The organism is Enterobacter sp. 50588862 (assembly GCF_001462935.1).
GTDB classification, from domain to species: Bacteria; Pseudomonadota; Gammaproteobacteria; order Enterobacterales; family Enterobacteriaceae; genus Enterobacter; species Enterobacter bugandensis.
Map to the genome: position 1 here is coordinate 93,662 of NZ_LNHM01000043.1, position 17,184 is coordinate 110,845.

Here is a 17,184-nt window from a genome sequence, read left to right on the forward strand (position 1 = left end):
TGGAAATTTTCTTCATTCCACCAGCAATAATTTATAAAGCGGTTGATTCTCTTCAACCAAATCGGCCAGCGTATAGTTATCCAGTTCCTTGAGAAAACTTTGCACGGCCTTAGAAAGCGCCTGTTTCAGGCGGCAAGCGGGCGTAATGTGGCAGAACGCGCTGCTGCAGTTAACCAGAGACAAGGGCTCCAGCTCGCGTACCACATCCCCGATACGAATACTCTGTGCCGGTTTACCAAGACGGATCCCTCCATTCTTCCCGCGGACGGCAGCAACGTATCCGGCACGGCTAAGTTGATTGATTATTTTGACCATATGATTACGGGACACACCGTATACCTCTGTGACTTCAGAGATACTGGTCATCTTCCCTTCGGGTAACGACGCCATGTAAATCAGCGCGCGTAAGCCGTAATCGGTGAAACTTGTTAACTGCACATCAACCTCAGGAAAAAGGGAAAACGCGGTCAAACCGCAGAGATATTCATTAATGATGATAAACCAGCCAGATAGTTAGCGGCTAATTTATTTGACAGACGGGGCGAAAAAGCGGAGATCCAGGAGCGGTCGCCGGTTGGCGCTACGCTTATCCGGCCTACGGGTCTCCCCGCAGGCCAGCAGTCACGAAGATTATGCGTCGAACGGGTCGCGCAGGATCATCGTTTCAGTACGATCCGGGCCGGTAGAAATAATATCGATCGGCACTTCGGTCAGTTCTTCAATGCGCTTGATGTAATCCAGCGCAGCCTGCGGCAGGCCGCTACGCTCTTTCACACCAAAGGTGGTCTCAGACCAGCCCGGCATAGTTTCGTAGATTGGCTCAATGCCTTCCCAGTCGTCAGCAGCCAGCGGAGTGGTGGTCACTTCGCGGCCATCTGGCATACGGTAGCCTACGCAGATTTTCACTTCTTTCAGGCCGTCCAGTACGTCCAGCTTGGTCAGGCAGAAGCCAGACAGGGAGTTGATCTGCACTGCGCGACGCACGGCAACCGCATCCAGCCAGCCGGTACGACGACGACGACCGGTGGTCGCGCCAAACTCGTTACCCTGCTTGCACAGGAACTCGCCGGTTTCATCAAACAGTTCGGTCGGGAATGGACCCGCACCTACGCGAGTAGAGTACGCTTTGATGATACCCAGAACGTAATCCACATAACGTGGACCCAGGCCAGAGCCGGTCGCCACGCCACCCGCGGTGGTGTTAGAAGAAGTAACGTACGGATAGGTACCGTGGTCGATGTCCAGCAGCGTACCCTGCGCACCTTCGAACATGACGAAATCGCCACGCTTGCGCGCCTGGTCCAGCAGATCGGATACATCAACAACCATACCGGTCAGAATGTCTGCAATCGCCATGACGTCATCCAGCACTTTCTGGTAGTCAACAGCGTCAGCTTTGTAGAAGTTCACCAGCTGGAAGTTGTGATATTCCATCACTTCTTTCAGTTTTTCAGCGAAGGTCGCTTTGTCGAAGAGGTCACCGACGCGCAGACCGCGACGTGCAACTTTATCTTCGTAAGCCGGGCCGATACCACGACCGGTGGTGCCGATCGCTTTCGCGCCACGCGCTTTTTCACGCGCCACGTCCAGCGCCACGTGATAGTCCAGGATCAGCGGGCAGGCTTCGGAGAGCAGCAGACGCTCACGAACAGGGATACCACGGTCTTCCAGACCTTTCATCTCTTTCATCAGCGCAGCAGGAGACAGCACAACGCCGTTACCGATGATGCTGGTGACGTTTTCGCGAAGAATGCCTGATGGAATAAGATGGAGGACGGTTTTTTCACCGTTGATTACGAGAGTATGGCCTGCGTTGTGACCGCCCTGGTAGCGTACAACATATTTAGCCCGTTCAGTCAGAAGATCGACAATCTTCCCTTTACCTTCGTCACCCCATTGGGTGCCCAGTACGACGACGTTGTTACCCATTTTTTTCAAAATCACCGTTTGCTTAAAAATGGATTCTACCATCGCTTTTTCAGATATACAGCACTTTTTGACCTTAAAATACGCCAATTGCGGCTAGTTTTTGATCAGCTAATCGTTTTCCTCAACATGTAGTAGATAACGATACCGGCAACCACAAGACCACCGCCGAAACGACGCAAAATATTATCCGGTAGCTGGCTCATGGTCGCGATCATACGACGCCACGCGCGCGGATAGAGCATCGGGCCGAGACCTTCCAGCACCAGAACCAGGGCCAGCGCGAGCCAGATCGTTGAATTCATTTTTCACCCTTATAAAAGAAAACCACCGCTCCGTTGGGAGCGGTGGTTTGAATACTCAAACGAGCCTGAGTTTATCGCGTTGCGTTGGTCGGCGTCTTCATATAACGGAAGAAATCGCTGTCCGGGCTGAGCACCATCACATCCTGGTTGCTCTTAAAGCTATTCTCGTAAGCGCGCAGGCTACGGATAAAGGCGTAGAAGTCTGGATCCTGGCTGAATGCATCGGCAAACAGCTTCGCCGCTTCCGCATCGCCTTCACCGCGCAGGATACGGCCCTGACGTTCAGATTCCGCCAGCGTCTTGGTCACTTCATAGTCCGCTGCCGCACGCAGTTTTTCAGCCTCTTCCTGACCCTGTGAACGGTGACGACGGGCTACCGCTTCACGCTCGGCGCGCATACGGTTGTAGATCGCCTCGGACACTTCCGCTGGCAGGTTGATCTGCTTGATACGCACGTCAACCACTTCGATACCCAGCGCCGCCATACTGTTCGGGTTGATCACCGGCACTTTACCGTTGGTTTCAGCCTGAACGCGTTCGGCCGCTTTAGCAATCGCGTCATCCGCTGCTGGCGTCGCCACTTCGTCTTCGGTGCCCGCTGTACCGGAGTTCAGCGCATCGCGCACTTCCAGGGTCAGACGACCGCGGGAGTCGGTCACGATGTCTTTCACATCAAGACGACCAATTTCAGAACGCAGACGGTCAGAGAACTTACGTTTCAGCAGCACTTCTGCCTGAGAAACGTCACCGCCGCCCGTTGCCAGGAAGTAGCGGCTGAAATCGCTGATACGCCATTTGATGTAGGAATCAACGATCAGGTCTTTCTTCTCTTTGGTCACGAAACGGTCAGCCTGGTTATCCATGGTCTGGATACGCGCATCGAGCGTTTTCACAGACTGAATGAACGGCACCTTGAAGTGCAGGCCCGGCTCGTAAATCACCGGACGTTTGTCGCCATCACGCACGACGCTGCTGAACTGGAACTTGATCCCACGCTCGCCCTCTTTCACCACAAAGATCGAGGTATACAGCACGACCAGTACGATGACGATGATCGCAATAACTGACTTACGCATCCTTATTCCCCCTGACGCTGGTAGTCGTTACGCTGCGCGTTAGCACGGCGTTGGTCCATAATGTCACCATCGTTCGAAGAAGGCGTTGTGTTCGCGCTGGAGCTGCCTGATGAGGCTGGCGGCAGACGCAGCAGGTTGTTCGCTCCGCTGGTGTCTTTCGCTGCCGGTGCAGAACCGCCTTTCAGCATCTGATCCAGCGGCAGAACCATCAGGTTTCCGCCTTTGCTGTCGTTAACCAGCACTTTGCGGGTGTGGCTCAGCACTTTTTCCATAGTCTCGATATACAGACGCTCACGGGTAATTTCCGGGGCGGCTTTGTATTCCGGCAGGATGCGCGCGAAGCGAGCCACTTCACCCTGAGCTTCCAGGATGGTCTGGGTCTTATACGCACGCGCCTCTTCCAGAATACGCTGCGCCTGACCGTTAGCACGCGGCTGAACTTCGTTGGTGTACGCTTCTGCTTCGCGGATGTACTGCTGTTCGTTTTCACGGGCAGCAATCGCATCGTCAAACGCGGCCTTCACCTCTTCCGGCGGACGTGCAGCCTGGAAGTTGACGTCCAGCAGGGTGATACCCATGTTGTACGGACGAATCGTCTCTTCCAGCTCGCGCTGGGTATCGCTACGAATAACGGTACGACCTTCGGTCAGGATGCGGTCCATGGTGTATTTGCCGATCACACCACGCAGGGCGCTGTCGGTCGCCTGACGCAGGCTGTCATCGGCGCTGGTCACGCTAAACAGATAACGCTCAGGATCGGTCACGCGGTACTGCACGTTCATCTCAACGCGCACCACGTTTTCGTCCGAGGTCAGCATCACGCCGGAGGCGGCCAGTTCACGGACGGACTCCACGTTTACCGCAGTCACATCGTCAATGAAGGTCGGTTTCCAGTTCAGGCCCGGCTCAACCAGGTGGCTGAACTTACCGAAACGGGTGACCACGCCGCGTTCTGCTTCTTTAATGGTGTAGAACCCGCTGGCTGCCCAGACGATCACCAGCCCGGCAGCAACGATGCCCACCAGGCGGCCACCTAATTGCGGGCGCGGTCCCTGGCTGGAACTGCCACCCGAGCCAGAACCTTTTCCTCCGCCAAGGCCACCAAGCTTTTTGCTCAGCTTGCGGAAGATATCATCCAGATCCGGCGGCCCCTGCTCGCGACCACCTTTGTTGCCATTTCCCCCAGAGTTGCCGCCTTGATTATTGCTGCTTCCCCACGGGTCGCGGTCTTGTCCGTTATTACCGGGCTGATTCCACGCCATGTATATGCTCCATATTTGTTATGCAAGGGCGAATTTTTCAGGCTTCCCCTTTCTGATCAGACGATATAGTCCGCCAGCGCAGGTTCTTGTTTACAGAGGCGACGCCAGTCAACGATCGGCATACGCACCTGCATCCCCACGCTGCCGTCATCCTCCATCCACTCTTTTTCTATCGCCTGAAGCTGATAAAACCGGCTGCGCAGCCTGCCTTCCTGTGGCGGCAGTCGCAGCGTGTGCTGAGCTACCTCACCGGAAAGACGTTCTGTCAAAGCCTGGAAAAGCAGTGGCACACCGATTCCGGCCTGAGCAGAAAGCCAGACCCGAATCGGTTTGTTCTCTTCATCACGGTCGATACGCGGTTCGAAATCCTCCAGCATATCGATCTTATTCATCACCAACAGGGTGGGAATTTCGTGGGCGTCAATTTCTTCCAGCACCACGTTCACCGCGTCGATGTTCTCCTGCACGCGTACGTCAGCCGCATCAATCACGTGCAGCAGCAGAGTCGCCTGACGCGTCTCCTGCAACGTCGCCTTAAACGCCGCCACCAGATCGTGCGGCAGATGGCGGATAAACCCTACGGTATCCGCCAGCACTGTTTCACCCACGTCAGCAACGTCAATGCGGCGCAGCGTCGGGTCCAGGGTCGCAAACAGCTGGTCTGCGGCATACACCTGGGCCTCGGTTATCTGGTTAAACAGGGTGGATTTACCGGCGTTGGTATAGCCCACCAGCGACACCGTGGGGATGTCGGCTTTGGTTCGCGCCCGACGCCCCTGTTCACGCTGTTTCTCGACACGTTCCAGACGTGAGAGGATCTGGGTAATACGGCCACGCAGCAAACGGCGGTCGGTTTCGAGCTGGGTTTCACCCGGACCGCGCAAACCAATCCCGCCTTTTTGTCTTTCAAGGTGGGTCCAGCCACGCACCAGACGCGTCGCCAGATGGCGCAACTGCGCCAGCTCAACCTGCAGTTTCCCCTCGTGGGTACGGGCACGCTGAGCAAAAATATCTAAAATCAATCCCGTGCGATCGATAACACGGCACTCGCAGAGAGCTTCCAGGTTGCGCTCCTGGGCTGGAGACAGCGCATGATCAAACAACACGACTGACGCGCCGGTTGCTTTTACGGCATCCGCAATTTCTACTGCTTTACCTTCACCAACAAAATACTTTGGGTGCGGCGCTTTACGGCTACCGGTAATCACCTGCATTGCTTCGACACCGGCGGAAGAGACCAGAGATTCAAACTCCTGGAGGTCTTCCATATCTTTGTCTTGCGAAAAATAGATGTGTACCAGCACCGCCTGCTCACCGGCATCATAACGGTCAAACAAGCGTAAACCTCTCTAAAAAGATCAGCGGGGAACGCAGGATCCCTGGCTCCCCGTGTGGATAACAGCTAAAACCTTATTCGGTCTCGTCGCTGTCCTGCGCAGGAGCAGAAGAACCCTGCGCGTTGCTGCCATGATGGTAGTTACTGCCTGTGCCGCCGCCAGCGTTATTGCTGTGATGAGAGACCGGACGGGACGGAACAACAGTAGAGATAGCGTGCTTGTAGACCATCTGGCTGACCGTGTTTTTCAACAGGATCACGAACTGATCGAAAGACTCAATCTGACCTTGCAGCTTAATACCATTCACCAAATAAATAGAAACTGGAACACGTTCCCGACGCAATGCGTTCAGGAACGGATCTTGTAAAGATTGCCCCTTAGCCATTCTATCTTTTCCTTATATGCTTGTTTTGTACTTAGAACCTTGCGATTCTGAAAAATTGCGCACGATACGTCTCAATTGTACACATTCAGTGGGCGATATCACCAACAACCTCAATCACATCGTTTAACGCCTGTTGCGGTTTTTCACTGTCTAACCAGTGAACCCCCTCCCATCCGCGCAACCAGGTGATCTGGCGCTTCGCTAACTGTCTCGTGGCGCAAACACCTCGATAAACCATTTCATCGTATGAAATCTCACCTTCAAGATACGACCACATCTGGCGGTATCCCACACAACGAACGGAAGGCATATCCGTATGCAAATCTCCACGGGCAAATAGCGCCCGCACTTCTGCTTCAAAATCTGAAGCCAACATCTGATGAAAACGCTGCTCAATTCGTTGATGGAGCAGTTCACGGCTCGCCGGGGCGATGGCGAACTGATGCACCTGATACGGCAGAGCGTCTCCTGACGTTTGCGTCAGTTCCGTTAAAGTTTTACCCGAAATGAAAAAAACTTCCAGTGCCCGGGAAAGCCTTTGCGGATCGTTTGGATGGATTCGCGCCGCCGCAACCGGGTCAATCTCTGCCAGTTGCTTATGCAATGCGTCCCACCCCTGCTCTGCCGCCTGCTGCTCAATCTTTGCTCTGATTTCAGGATCTGCAGAAGGTAAGGGTGACAATCCTTCGAGCAGCGCCTTGAAGTAGAGCATGGTTCCGCCAACCAACAGCGGTATACGCCCCGCCGCCGTTATCTCGGCCATCTCAGCTAAGGCATCCCGGCGGAAATCCGCTGCGGAGTAAGCCTCTGCCGGGTCGAGAATATCCAGCAAACGGTGCGGTGCCGCACGCAGTTCGTCTGCGCCGGGCTTCGCCGTGCCGATGTCCATCCCTCGATAGATGAGGGCGGAATCAACGCTAATCAACTCTACAGGCAAAACTTTACGTAACTCAATGGCTAACGCTGTTTTGCCAGAGGCCGTTGGGCCCATTAAAAAAATTGCCTTTGGCAGGCTCGCCTTGCTTACGTCAGTCATGTTTCAGGGCGGTCATCGCCGTTTTTAAATCAACAGGTTGTAATAACCCACCCGGCGGCGCTTTCACCAGCTGTGGGCAGAGGCGTTCCACCTCCGCCAGCACGGTAATCGCCTGCGCCATACTCCACGGTGAATGTTCGCTGGCCAGATGACGGGCGATCCACTGCGCGGTGTTGGCAGCCTCCAACGATGTTTGCTGCGCCAGGTAGCCTATCAGTTCAGGAATCAAGTTTTGTAAATTTTGTTGGCGTAAGGGTAAAGGCACTGCGCGAATTGTCACATGTTGTGGTTCGAGCACAATTTCAATGCCCATTTGCGCCAGCTGGGCCTCTGCACGCTGCAATACCCTTGTTTCTTCAGCGGATATTTTCAGGCGAACCGGGATCAATAACGGCTGCGCACAGGCCGCATGTTCCCCCGGCGTCAGTTGCGCCTGCTTGAGCCAGCGTTCGGCAACCGGAAGCGCCAGAAGCAGCAGTTTGCCGTCGCGCTCAAGCAGGGCCATATCCGGTGCGATAATCGTCAGCACTCGGCCAAAACTCTGGCTATGGCCTTCAAGGGAAGGTGTCGCCACCGAAATGTGCTCTTTGCGCTCGACTGCGGGCGTTTCCAGCAGTTTACGGTACAGCGCCCCCTGCTGCTTCTGATAGCCGGGCTGAGCGTTCGGGTAGTTCACGCCCGTCGGACGCGGCGCGGCTCCTGCAGAGGAAAAACGCGGGGCGTCTGGTTCACGCGCGACGGCAGGCTCCGCAAAATGGTTGCGGCCCGCAGCAACACGGTTTTCCGGAATGGGGCGCGGTGCGGAGTCTTCTTTTTCCAGCGGCAGCGTGGGTTCAAGCTGCTGTTGCAGCACGCTCAGCACGCCCTGGTAGATAAAATCATGCACCAGACGCGACTGATGGAACCGTACTTCATGCTTGGCAGGATGGACGTTGACATCCACCTGATGCGGGTCGATCTCCAGATAAAGCACAAAGGCCGGTTGCTGATCGGCCCCGAGCTTGTCTTCGCAGGCCTGGCGAATGGCGTGGTTAATGAGGCGGTCGCGCATCATGCGGCCATTCACGTAGCAATACTGAATTTCAGAATACGCCGCGCTACTGGCGTTCGGATCGGCCACCCAGCCGCGTAAAGCCAGATCGCCGTGCTGCCACTCGATAGCCAACGCCTGCTCCAGGAACGGCGTCCCGCAGATAGCGCCTAACCGTCGCTCTTTCTGACCACCTTCAGCCACCGCGCGGTACTGGCGCATCACCTTGCCGTTATGGCTGAGGTTGATGGTGACGTCGAAACGGGCGAGCGCAATTCGGCGGATGATCTCGTCGATATGGCCGAACTCGGTTTTTTCGGTACGCATAAACTTGCGGCGGGCGGGAGTATTGTAGAACAGGTCCAGAACTTCCAGCGTAGTACCGACAGGGTGCGCCGCGGGTTTGACCGTGACGTCCATATCCCGCCCTTCAGCGTAGGCCTGCCAGGCTTCCTGCTGTTCAGCGGTGCGGGAGGTCAGCGTTAAACGAGAAACCGAGCTGATACTGGCCAGCGCTTCGCCGCGAAAACCGAGGCTGATAATCGCTTCCAGGTCATCCAGAGAGGCAATTTTACTGGTGGCATGACGCGCCAGCGCCAGCGCCAGCTCCTCTTTTTTGATGCCGCAGCCGTTGTCGCGAATGCGGATAAGCTTTGCGCCGCCGCGTTCGATATCAATATCAATGCGGGTGGCGCCCGCATCGAGGCTATTTTCAACCAGCTCCTTCACCACCGACGCAGGGCGTTCCACCACCTCACCGGCGGCGATTTGGTTCGCGAGCTGCGGCGGCAGAACCTGAATCGGCATGAAATCTCCTTAATTTGTGGCGGTCAACCCACCCGGCTGCGCGGCGCTGGCCGTCTGGGCTACTCCGCCCTGCGGCGCGGACTGCAGAGGATGCGCCTCAAAATATTTACGTAAACCGTTATAAATCGCTTCGGCAATTTGCTGCTGATAGCTGTCGCTGCCCAGCAGGCGCTCTTCACTGTTATTGCTGATAAAGCCCGTCTCTACCAGAATTGACGGAATATCCGGCGAGCGCAGAACGCCCAGGCTCGCATGTTCAGGGCGGCGCTTATGCAATGCCCCGATGCCCTGCAACTGGTTCAATACGTTAGTGGCGACATCATACCCGACGCGCTGAGAATGACCGAACTGTAAATCCAGCACCGCCTGGCTGAGGTATGGGTCAGACTGGCTGTTTGCCAGCACATCACCCGCGCCGCCTAACAGTTCAGACTGTTTCTCATGCTCTTCCAGCCAGTTGGCCATTTCGCTGTTTGCCCGGCGGTTCGACAGAACCCATACCGAGGCGCCCGTCGCGTTACGGTTCGGCGCGGCATCCGCGTGAATGGAGACCAGGAAATTGGCGTTTTGCTTACGCGCCACGTCTGAGCGGCCCATCACAGAGATAAAATAGTCGCCGTCGCGGGTTAGTACGCCTTTAAACATCGGATCATCGTTTAACAGCGTCCGCAGCTTGCGGGCCACCGCAATAGTGACATTTTTCTCTCGCGTGCCGCCCGGGCCAATCGCTCCAGGATCCTGTCCACCGTGCCCGGCATCAATGGCGATTATCACTTTGTCACCGCTGACCGTACGCCGTGCGCTGACCGCCGGACGCGTTACCGTGTTACTGCTGGTTGCCGCGGTGATGCGATCGTTCTGCGATTTAAACGGATTACGCGCAGGTTCCGATGGGCGAGGCGTATACACCGGCTCTTCCACGCGTTTCGCGACAACCGGTGGCTGCGGAGGCGGCGGAACATCGGCATTGATGGTGAAGACCACCGTATAGTTCGCCCCGTTTTGCTGCTTCACCGCCTTCGTTTTGCCCTTTTCGGTCAGATCGACCACCAGGCGCAGCGACTGGCTGTCCTGAGGGGTACCCGAGCGGATACTTTTCACCAGGTTGTTACCGCTGAACCGCAGCGGTAATCCCTGGATCACGCCTGTCTGTTTGATATCCAGCGCCACGCTGTGGCTGTCTGGCTGTGAAAACGCGTATTCAGGGTCGCCCATAAAGCTGAACGTAATCCGCGCCTGGCTTTCGCCGTTTGACACCTGAATATCCGAAAGGCTTGCCGCCCCGGCCTGCGCGCACAGCAGCACCGTCGCAGCCAACACCCAACCTTTAACGCGACTAATCATCCCGTCATCCCTACTCTTAACCGGCGAGACGCGCCAGTAAGGAACACCCTGATGAGGAAACCGCACTGATGCGAGCCTCACGCCCTTGAGCCTGGTAATCTAAGTGAATTTCGACATCCGGGTCAGGCAGCACACCCGCACCTTGTTGCGGCCACTCCACCAGGCAGATGGCGTCGTTGGCAAAATAATCACGGATCCCCATAAATTCCAGCTCCTCAGGATCCGCAAGGCGGTATAAATCAAAGTGGTACACCATAAGATTGTCGAGGGTGTACGGCTCGACCAGCGTGTAGGTAGGGCTTTTCACGTTCCCGTTATGCCCTAACGCCTGCAAAAAACCCCGGCTGAAGGTGGTTTTACCCGCACCTAAATCGCCATACAGATAAATGACGGTTGCCCCCTGACAGGCCTGCGCCACGCGCTTGCCGAGATCTAAAGTGGCTTGTTCATCAGGTAAAGGAATCGCTCGATTAGTCATTTTCTACGTCAATCACATCCGGGTTAACAACACGCCGCAGCGTGCAAAAGAGATCGGTGGCCAGCATACCGCGTGTCCCCTCCCGCGCAGCAAGCCTGTCAGCTGCCGCGCCGTGGGCCACGCAGCCCGCACAGGCTGCATCATAAAGGGGAAGTTTCTGTCCAAGCAATGCGCCGATGATGCCTGAAAGCACATCGCCCATACCGCCGCTCGCCATGCCCGCATTTCCGGCATCAATAATGCCCTGCGTCTCGTCACTGGCGACAACGGTGCCTGCCCCTTTCAAAACGGCAACACCTCCGTAACGTTTTACCAGACGCTGAGCAGAAAGTAAGCGATCGCTTTCAATTTCTGCCACGCTGCAGTTAAGCAGGCGTGCGGCTTCGCCGGGGTGTGGCGTCAGAATGCGATTGTGACGCTTATCCGGATTTATTGCCAGAAGGTTAAGCGCGTCGGCATCCCACAGCATCGGTTTACGAAAATTCTCGACCTTTTGCAGGGCCTGTTTACCCCATGTCTGTTGCCCAAGCCCGGGACCAATAACCACCACATCCGCCCATTCGAGGCTTTCTTCCAGCGTCTGGGGCGTAAGCTCATGGACCATCAGTTCCGGTCGGGCTGTGATGATTGGCGCAATATTTTCAATGCGAGTGAGTACTCGCACTAACCCGGCACCGCTGCGAAGTGCCGCCTCACCGGTCATGCGAACCGCTCCTGCCGTACCGCGATCGCCACCAATAATCACCAGCCTGCCGTTGTCGCCCTTGTGAGACGTTGGGCGGCGCGGCGGAAGCCACTCTTTTAGCTGCGAGGAATCAAAGCGCGACAGGAGCGTTTCCTGTCCAACGAGCCAGCTCTCCAGCCCCAACGCGTTATGGTGCAATACGCCGACCACATCCCGCGCTTTTCCGGTTAACAGGCCCGGCTTCAGAGCGATAAAGGTCACGGTGTGCGCAGCCTGAATAACGGCGCCAGGCGTCGCGCCGGTCTGTGCGATCAGGCCCGACGGAATATCCAACGCGACTACCGGCGCAGAGTACCCGTTAGCGTGTTCAATAAGCGCGGCAATGTTTTCGCGAGGCGCGCTGCGTAGCCCGGTCCCCAGCAGACCATCAACAATCAGATCAACATCTTCCGGCCAGACGATATCAGGAGCATGAATCACGCCGCCTGCGTTCAGCCATGCCTCCCGCGCCGCGCAGGCCTCTTCCGGCAGGGGCTTATCACTCTCCAGCGCCAGCAGGGTAACGCGGAGACCGGCTGCAACGGCAAGACGTGCAACGACGTAGCCGTCGCCGCCGTTATTGCCGTGCCCGCACAAAATCAGCCAGTGAGTGGACTGCGGGTACGCGCTGCGGGCAACGTTAAACGCCGCCTCTCCCGCGCGCTGCATCAGTTCATAAAGGGTAATGCCGAGACTGTCTGCGGCCTCTTTTTCGGCGCGCCGGAGGTCATCCGCATGCCAGATGGAATGTGGTATACTTGCGGGGTTTTTCTTCACCGTATGGTCCGTCATGTCACAGCCCCTCGATCTCAATGAATTAGCGCAAAAAATAAAACAGTGGGGTGCTGAGCTTGGCTTCCAGAAGGTAGGCATTACCGATACCGACCTCTCTGCCAGCGAGCCAAAACTGCAGGCCTGGCTGGACAAACAATACCACGGCGAAATGGAGTGGATGGCGCGTCACGGCATGATGCGCGCCCGTCCACATGAACTTTTACCGGGTACACTACGCGTCATCAGCGTGCGCATGAACTACCTGCCTGCCAACGCGGCCTTTGCGCGCACGCTAAAAAATCCCTCCCTGGGTTACGTCAGCCGGTACGCTCTGGGGCGTGATTACCATAAGCTTCTGCGTAACCGCTTAAAAAAACTCGGGGAAACCATTCAGCAGCACTGTGATTCGCTGAATTTTAGACCCTTTGTCGATTCCGCGCCTGTTCTTGAGCGCCCGATCGCCGAAAAAGCCGGACTTGGCTGGACAGGTAAGCACTCACTTATCCTGAGCCGCGACGCCGGATCGTTCTTCTTCCTCGGTGAGCTGCTGATAGATTTACCCCTGCCTGTAGATGGCCCGGTGGAGGAAGGCTGTGGCCGCTGCGTGGCCTGCATGACCATCTGCCCGACGGGCGCCATCGTTGAGCCTTACACCGTTGATGCCCGCCGCTGCATCTCCTATCTCACGATAGAGCTTGAAGGGGCGATCCCGGAAGAGTTCCGACCGCTTATCGGCAACCGGATCTACGGCTGCGACGACTGCCAGCTGATTTGCCCGTGGAACCGCTATTCACAGCTGACGGACGAAGAGGACTTCAGCCCGCGTAAGGCGCTGCATGCGCCACAGCTTATTGAGCTGTTCGCCTGGACCGAAGCCTGGTTCCTGAAGGTGACGGAAGGTTCCGCTATTCGGCGTATCGGCCACCTGCGCTGGCTGCGAAACGTGGCCGTCGCGCTGGGCAATGCCCCGTGGGATGAAGCGAATATTCAGGCGCTCGAAAGCCGTAGAGGTGAGCACCCACTTCTTGATGAACACATAGAATGGGCGATTGCGCAGCAAATCGAGAAGCGAAATGCCTGCGTGGTCGAGGTGCAGCTTCCTAAGAAACAGCGGCTGGTTAGGGTGATTGAAAAAGGGCTTACGCGGGATGCGTGATATATTCACAGCCTGTGAATAAAAATAAAAACTCAAGCGCCATCTGGACTTGAGAAGAGGTCAAGTGATCTCAATAACATTTTGAAATGAAATTTTATCCAATTAATACAGTGGCTTGGGAAGATATTATTCACCCTGCTAACTTTCTGTACGGTTTGGGTAAAGCGCGAATTCTGTGGATAACTCTGTTTACAAGAGTATTTCAGATGCAATAGAAAACGTCCCCAGCGCGTCTTTTCGCTGTGGATATTTTATAGATGAAGAAGAATTTGGAGCGGGAAACGAGACTCGAACTCGCGACCCCGACCTTGGCAAGGTCGTGCTCTACCAACTGAGCTATTCCCGCTTGGGTGGTCCGTGCTTTAGAAGCACTTTCAAATTTTGGAGCGGGAAACGAGACTCGAACTCGCGACCCCGACCTTGGCAAGGTCGTGCTCTACCAACTGAGCTATTCCCGCTTGGGCAGTCTGTGCTGTGGAAGCACCTTCAAATTTTGGAGCGGGAAACGAGACTCGAACTCGCGACCCCGACCTTGGCAAGGTCGTGCTCTACCAACTGAGCTATTCCCGCAAATCTGTACTGCTTTTGTTGCTGTCGTAACGTGTAATTCTCTGTCGTTACGGGAGGCGCATTATACGAGAAATCCTTTTAGCTGCAACCCCCCTTAAAGTGATTTTTTCGAAATTCAGTTCAAGTGCTTATTTAATCGGCAAGCTGAACAATTTAACGACAAAAACCCGGCCGCGCAAGGTGCCGGATCTCAAAATCACAGCTTAATAAAGTTTTCGCGGTAGTACGCGAGTTCCGCCACGGACTCGCGGATATCGTCCATCGCCTGGTGCGTACCCTGTTTTTTAAAGCCGTCCAGAATTTCAGGTTTCCAGCGGCGCGCCAGCTCTTTCAGGGTGCTCACGTCCAGATAGCGGTAATGGAAGTAAGACTCCAGCTCCGGCATGTACTTGAAGAGGAAACGGCGATCCTGACCGATGCTGTTCCCGCAGATCGGCGATTTACCCGCTGGTACCCACTGCTTCAGAAATTCGAGCGTCGCCAGTTCCGCCTCGCGATCGCCCAGCGTGCTCGCCTTCACGCGCTCGACAAGACCGCTGCCGGTGTGGGTACGCACGTTCCACTCATCCATCAGCGCAAGCTGGTCGTCGGACTGATGCACCGCAATCGTTGGCCCTTCGGCAAGGATATTCAGGTTGGCATCGGTCACCAGGGTTGCAATCTCAATAATGCGATCGCGCTCGGGATCCAGCCCGGTCATTTCGAGATCGATCCAAATCAGGTTGTTTTCATCCGCGCTCATGTTATTTTCCACCCTTCTCGCATAACCGGCAGTAGCAGGTTAACTAGTATTAATTAGAGTGTATCATAGAGGTTTTGCCCCTTACGGGCGACCAGGAGCCAGTGCGATTGAGTAAAAATAAACTCTCCAAAGGGCAGCAGCGCCGCGTGAATGCCAATCATCAGCGCCGTCTTAAAACCACTTCGGAGAAGGTCGATTACGACGACAACCTGTTTGGCGAACCAACGGAAGGCGTAGTCATCAGCCGTTTCGGTATGCACGCCGACGTGGAATCCGCCGATGGCGAAATCCACCGCTGTAACATTCGCCGGACCATTCGTTCTCTGGTGACCGGCGACCGCGTCGTCTGGCGACCGGGTAAAGAGGCGGCAGAGGGCGTTACGGTAAAAGGTATCGTTGAAGCGGTCCATGAGCGTACGTCCGTGTTAACCCGTCCCGATTTTTACGACGGGGTGAAGCCGATTGCCGCCAACATTAACCAGATTGTCATCGTATCGGCGATTTTGCCCGAACTTTCGCTCAATATTATCGACCGATACCTTGTCGCCTGTGAAACGCTGCAGGTTGAACCGATTATCGTGCTGAACAAAATCGATCTGCTGGATGACGAAGGCATGGCTTTCGTTAATGAGCAGATGGATATCTACCGCAAGATTGGCTACCGCGTTCTGATGGTGTCCAGCTACACCAAAGACGGACTGAAACCGCTGGAAGAGGCGCTTACCGATCGCATCAGCATCTTTGCGGGTCAGTCCGGCGTGGGGAAATCGAGCCTGCTAAACAACCTTCTCGGCCTCCAGCAGGAGATCCTCACTAACGATGTGTCTGACGTCTCGGGTCTGGGCCAGCACACCACCACCGCCTCACGTCTCTATCATTTCCCTCACGGCGGCGATGTGATCGACTCACCGGGCGTGCGTGAATTCGGTTTATGGCATCTTGAGCCGGAACAAATCTTTAATGGATTTGTCGAATTCCATGATTATTTAGGCGCTTGCAAATACCGCGACTGCAAACACGATAACGATCCAGGCTGCGCTATCCGCGAAGCGGTTGAGAAAGGTGAAATCGCGGAGACCCGCTTCGAGAATTACCACCGCATTCTTGAGAGCATGGATCAGGTAAAAACGCGTAAAAACTTTTCTGATTCTGATAACTGACAACTAAGCTAAGCATCGCTAAAATCGTCCCCTTTTTTCAGGTTCCGGCGGCTTACTGCCGGATCAGGAACGACAAAACAATGGCCTGGAGGCTACCTTGTTAAACGCATTTAAACTTTCGCTTCAATACATTCTGCCAAAACTGTGGCTCACTCGCCTGGCGGGCTGGGGCGCAAGCAAACGCGCGGGCTGGCTGACCAAACTGGTCATCGACCTTTTCGTTAAGTATTACAAGGTCGACATGAAAGAAGCGCAGAAGCCGGACACCGCCAGCTACCGCACGTTCAACGAGTTTTTCGTGCGCCCGCTGCGCGACGAAGTGCGCCCGCTGAACACCGACCCTAACGTCCTGGTGATGCCAGCAGACGGCGTGATCAGCCAGTTGGGTAACATCGAAGACGACAAAATTCTGCAGGCGAAGGGCCACAACTACAGCCTGGAAGCGCTGCTGGCGGGCAATTACCTGATGGCGGACCTGTTCCGCAACGGCACCTTTGCCACCACCTATCTGTCACCGCGCGACTACCACCGCGTACACATGCCGTGTAACGGTATCCTGCGTGAGATGATCTACGTGCCGGGCGATCTGTTCTCCGTGAACCACCTGACCGCGCAAAACGTACCGAACCTGTTTGCCCGTAACGAACGCGTCATCTGCCTGTTCGATACTGAATTCGGCCCTATGGCGCAGATTCTGGTGGGCGCGACCATTGTCGGCAGCATCGAAACCGTCTGGGCTGGCACCATTACCCCGCCGCGTGAAGGCGTGATCAAGCGCTGGACGTGGCCTGCCGGTGAAGAAGAAGGTTCAGTCGCCCTGCTGAAAGGCCAGGAAATGGGTCGCTTCAAGCTGGGCTCTACCGTCATCAACCTGTTTGCGCCGGGCAAAGTGAAGCTGGCTGAGCAGCTCGAAAGCCTGTCGGTCACCAAACTGGGTCAGCCGCTGGCGGTCTCTACCGAAACCTTCGTGACGCCGGATGCAGAACCTGCTCCGCTGCCGCAAGAAGAGATCGACGCCGAGCACGACGCCAGCCCGCTGGTTGACGACAAAAAAGACGAAGGCTAACAAAAG

At 55.7% G+C, this 17,184-nt stretch carries 16 protein-coding genes and 3 tRNA genes; 3 read left to right on the forward strand and 16 right to left on the reverse strand.

Annotation, left to right across the window (positions count from 1 at the left end):
* Positions 1–12 precede the first annotated feature (12 nt).
* The 12 genes from nsrR to nnr form a co-directional block, all read right to left on the reverse strand.
* Positions 13–438 carry a nitric oxide-sensing transcriptional repressor NsrR gene (nsrR, locus tag APT89_RS21475; RefSeq protein ID WP_028015256.1) on the reverse strand — a complete coding sequence of 142 codons (426 nt, stop codon included), beginning with the start codon at positions 436–438 and terminating at the stop codon, positions 13–15.
* Between the two features lie 192 nt (positions 439–630).
* Entirely contained in the window at positions 631–1,929 is a 1,299-nt protein-coding gene (locus APT89_RS21480) for an adenylosuccinate synthase (RefSeq protein ID WP_006178975.1), read from the reverse strand.
* A gap of 104 nt (positions 1,930–2,033) precedes the next feature.
* Complete coding sequence (locus APT89_RS21485; protein ID WP_047364109.1) at positions 2,034–2,231, reverse strand: DUF2065 domain-containing protein; 198 nt, start codon at positions 2,229–2,231, stop codon at positions 2,034–2,036.
* A 71-nt stretch (positions 2,232–2,302) separates the two neighbouring features.
* Positions 2,303–3,307: a protease modulator HflC gene (gene hflC / locus APT89_RS21490; RefSeq protein ID WP_028015255.1), complete on the reverse strand. Its 1,005-nt coding sequence runs from the start codon at positions 3,305–3,307 to the stop codon at positions 2,303–2,305.
* 2 nt (positions 3,308–3,309) lie between these two features.
* Complete coding sequence (hflK, locus tag APT89_RS21495; RefSeq protein ID WP_028015254.1) at positions 3,310–4,569, reverse strand: FtsH protease activity modulator HflK; 1,260 nt, start codon at positions 4,567–4,569, stop codon at positions 3,310–3,312.
* A gap of 56 nt (positions 4,570–4,625) precedes the next feature.
* Positions 4,626–5,906: a ribosome rescue GTPase HflX gene (gene hflX / locus APT89_RS21500; protein WP_023331851.1), complete on the reverse strand. Its 1,281-nt coding sequence runs from the start codon at positions 5,904–5,906 to the stop codon at positions 4,626–4,628.
* A 73-nt stretch (positions 5,907–5,979) separates the two neighbouring features.
* The gene (gene hfq / locus APT89_RS21505) at positions 5,980–6,291 is read right to left on the reverse strand and encodes an RNA chaperone Hfq (RefSeq protein ID WP_013095287.1); all 312 of its coding nucleotides are present in this window, start codon (positions 6,289–6,291) and stop codon (positions 5,980–5,982) included.
* Between the two features lie 85 nt (positions 6,292–6,376).
* The gene (miaA, locus tag APT89_RS21510) at positions 6,377–7,327 is read right to left on the reverse strand and encodes a tRNA (adenosine(37)-N6)-dimethylallyltransferase MiaA (RefSeq protein ID WP_028015253.1); all 951 of its coding nucleotides are present in this window, start codon (positions 7,325–7,327) and stop codon (positions 6,377–6,379) included.
* Positions 7,320–9,164: a DNA mismatch repair endonuclease MutL gene (gene mutL / locus APT89_RS21515; protein ID WP_047364110.1), complete on the reverse strand. Its 1,845-nt coding sequence runs from the start codon at positions 9,162–9,164 to the stop codon at positions 7,320–7,322. The genes miaA and mutL overlap by 8 nt, the downstream gene beginning before the upstream one ends.
* 9 nt (positions 9,165–9,173) lie before the next feature.
* A complete protein-coding gene (gene amiB / locus APT89_RS21520) occupies positions 9,174–10,508 on the reverse strand; it encodes an N-acetylmuramoyl-L-alanine amidase AmiB (RefSeq protein ID WP_060573533.1) in 1,335 nt (444 codons plus the stop codon).
* A 16-nt stretch (positions 10,509–10,524) separates the two neighbouring features.
* Positions 10,525–10,986, reverse strand: coding sequence for a tRNA (adenosine(37)-N6)-threonylcarbamoyltransferase complex ATPase subunit type 1 TsaE (tsaE, locus tag APT89_RS21525; protein WP_028015250.1), 462 nt, complete (start codon positions 10,984–10,986; stop codon positions 10,525–10,527).
* The gene (gene nnr / locus APT89_RS21530) at positions 10,979–12,502 is read right to left on the reverse strand and encodes a bifunctional ADP-dependent NAD(P)H-hydrate dehydratase/NAD(P)H-hydrate epimerase (protein ID WP_048961000.1); all 1,524 of its coding nucleotides are present in this window, start codon (positions 12,500–12,502) and stop codon (positions 10,979–10,981) included. Before nnr ends, tsaE begins: the two co-directional genes overlap by 8 nt.
* Between nnr and queG the strand changes: the two genes are divergently transcribed.
* On the forward strand, positions 12,501–13,640 hold the full coding sequence (gene queG, locus APT89_RS21535) for a tRNA epoxyqueuosine(34) reductase QueG (RefSeq protein ID WP_028015248.1): 1,140 nt from the start codon (positions 12,501–12,503) through the stop codon (positions 13,638–13,640). The two genes, nnr and queG, sit on opposite strands and share 2 nt — an antisense overlap.
* Positions 13,641–13,910: 270 nt before the next feature.
* Here the strand turns inward: queG and APT89_RS21540 are convergent.
* From APT89_RS21540 to orn, 4 genes are all read right to left on the reverse strand, one after another.
* Positions 13,911–13,986: transfer RNA gene (locus APT89_RS21540), tRNA-Gly, on the reverse strand.
* A gap of 36 nt (positions 13,987–14,022) precedes the next feature.
* Positions 14,023–14,098: transfer RNA gene (locus tag APT89_RS21545), tRNA-Gly, on the reverse strand.
* Between the two features lie 36 nt (positions 14,099–14,134).
* A tRNA-Gly gene (locus tag APT89_RS21550) sits at positions 14,135–14,210 on the reverse strand.
* Between the two features lie 196 nt (positions 14,211–14,406).
* Entirely contained in the window at positions 14,407–14,952 is a 546-nt protein-coding gene (gene orn, locus APT89_RS21555; protein ID WP_028015247.1) for an oligoribonuclease, read from the reverse strand.
* Between the two features lie 107 nt (positions 14,953–15,059).
* On the opposite strand from orn, the gene rsgA reads away from it, so the two are divergent.
* Positions 15,060–16,112 (forward strand): small ribosomal subunit biogenesis GTPase RsgA, encoded by a 1,053-nt coding sequence (rsgA, locus tag APT89_RS21560; RefSeq protein ID WP_032644955.1) that lies wholly within the window; start codon positions 15,060–15,062, stop codon positions 16,110–16,112.
* Positions 16,113–16,209: 97 nt separating this feature from the next.
* Complete coding sequence (gene asd / locus APT89_RS21565) at positions 16,210–17,178, forward strand: archaetidylserine decarboxylase (RefSeq protein WP_028015245.1); 969 nt, start codon at positions 16,210–16,212, stop codon at positions 17,176–17,178.
* The last annotated feature ends 6 nt before the right edge of the window (positions 17,179–17,184 follow it).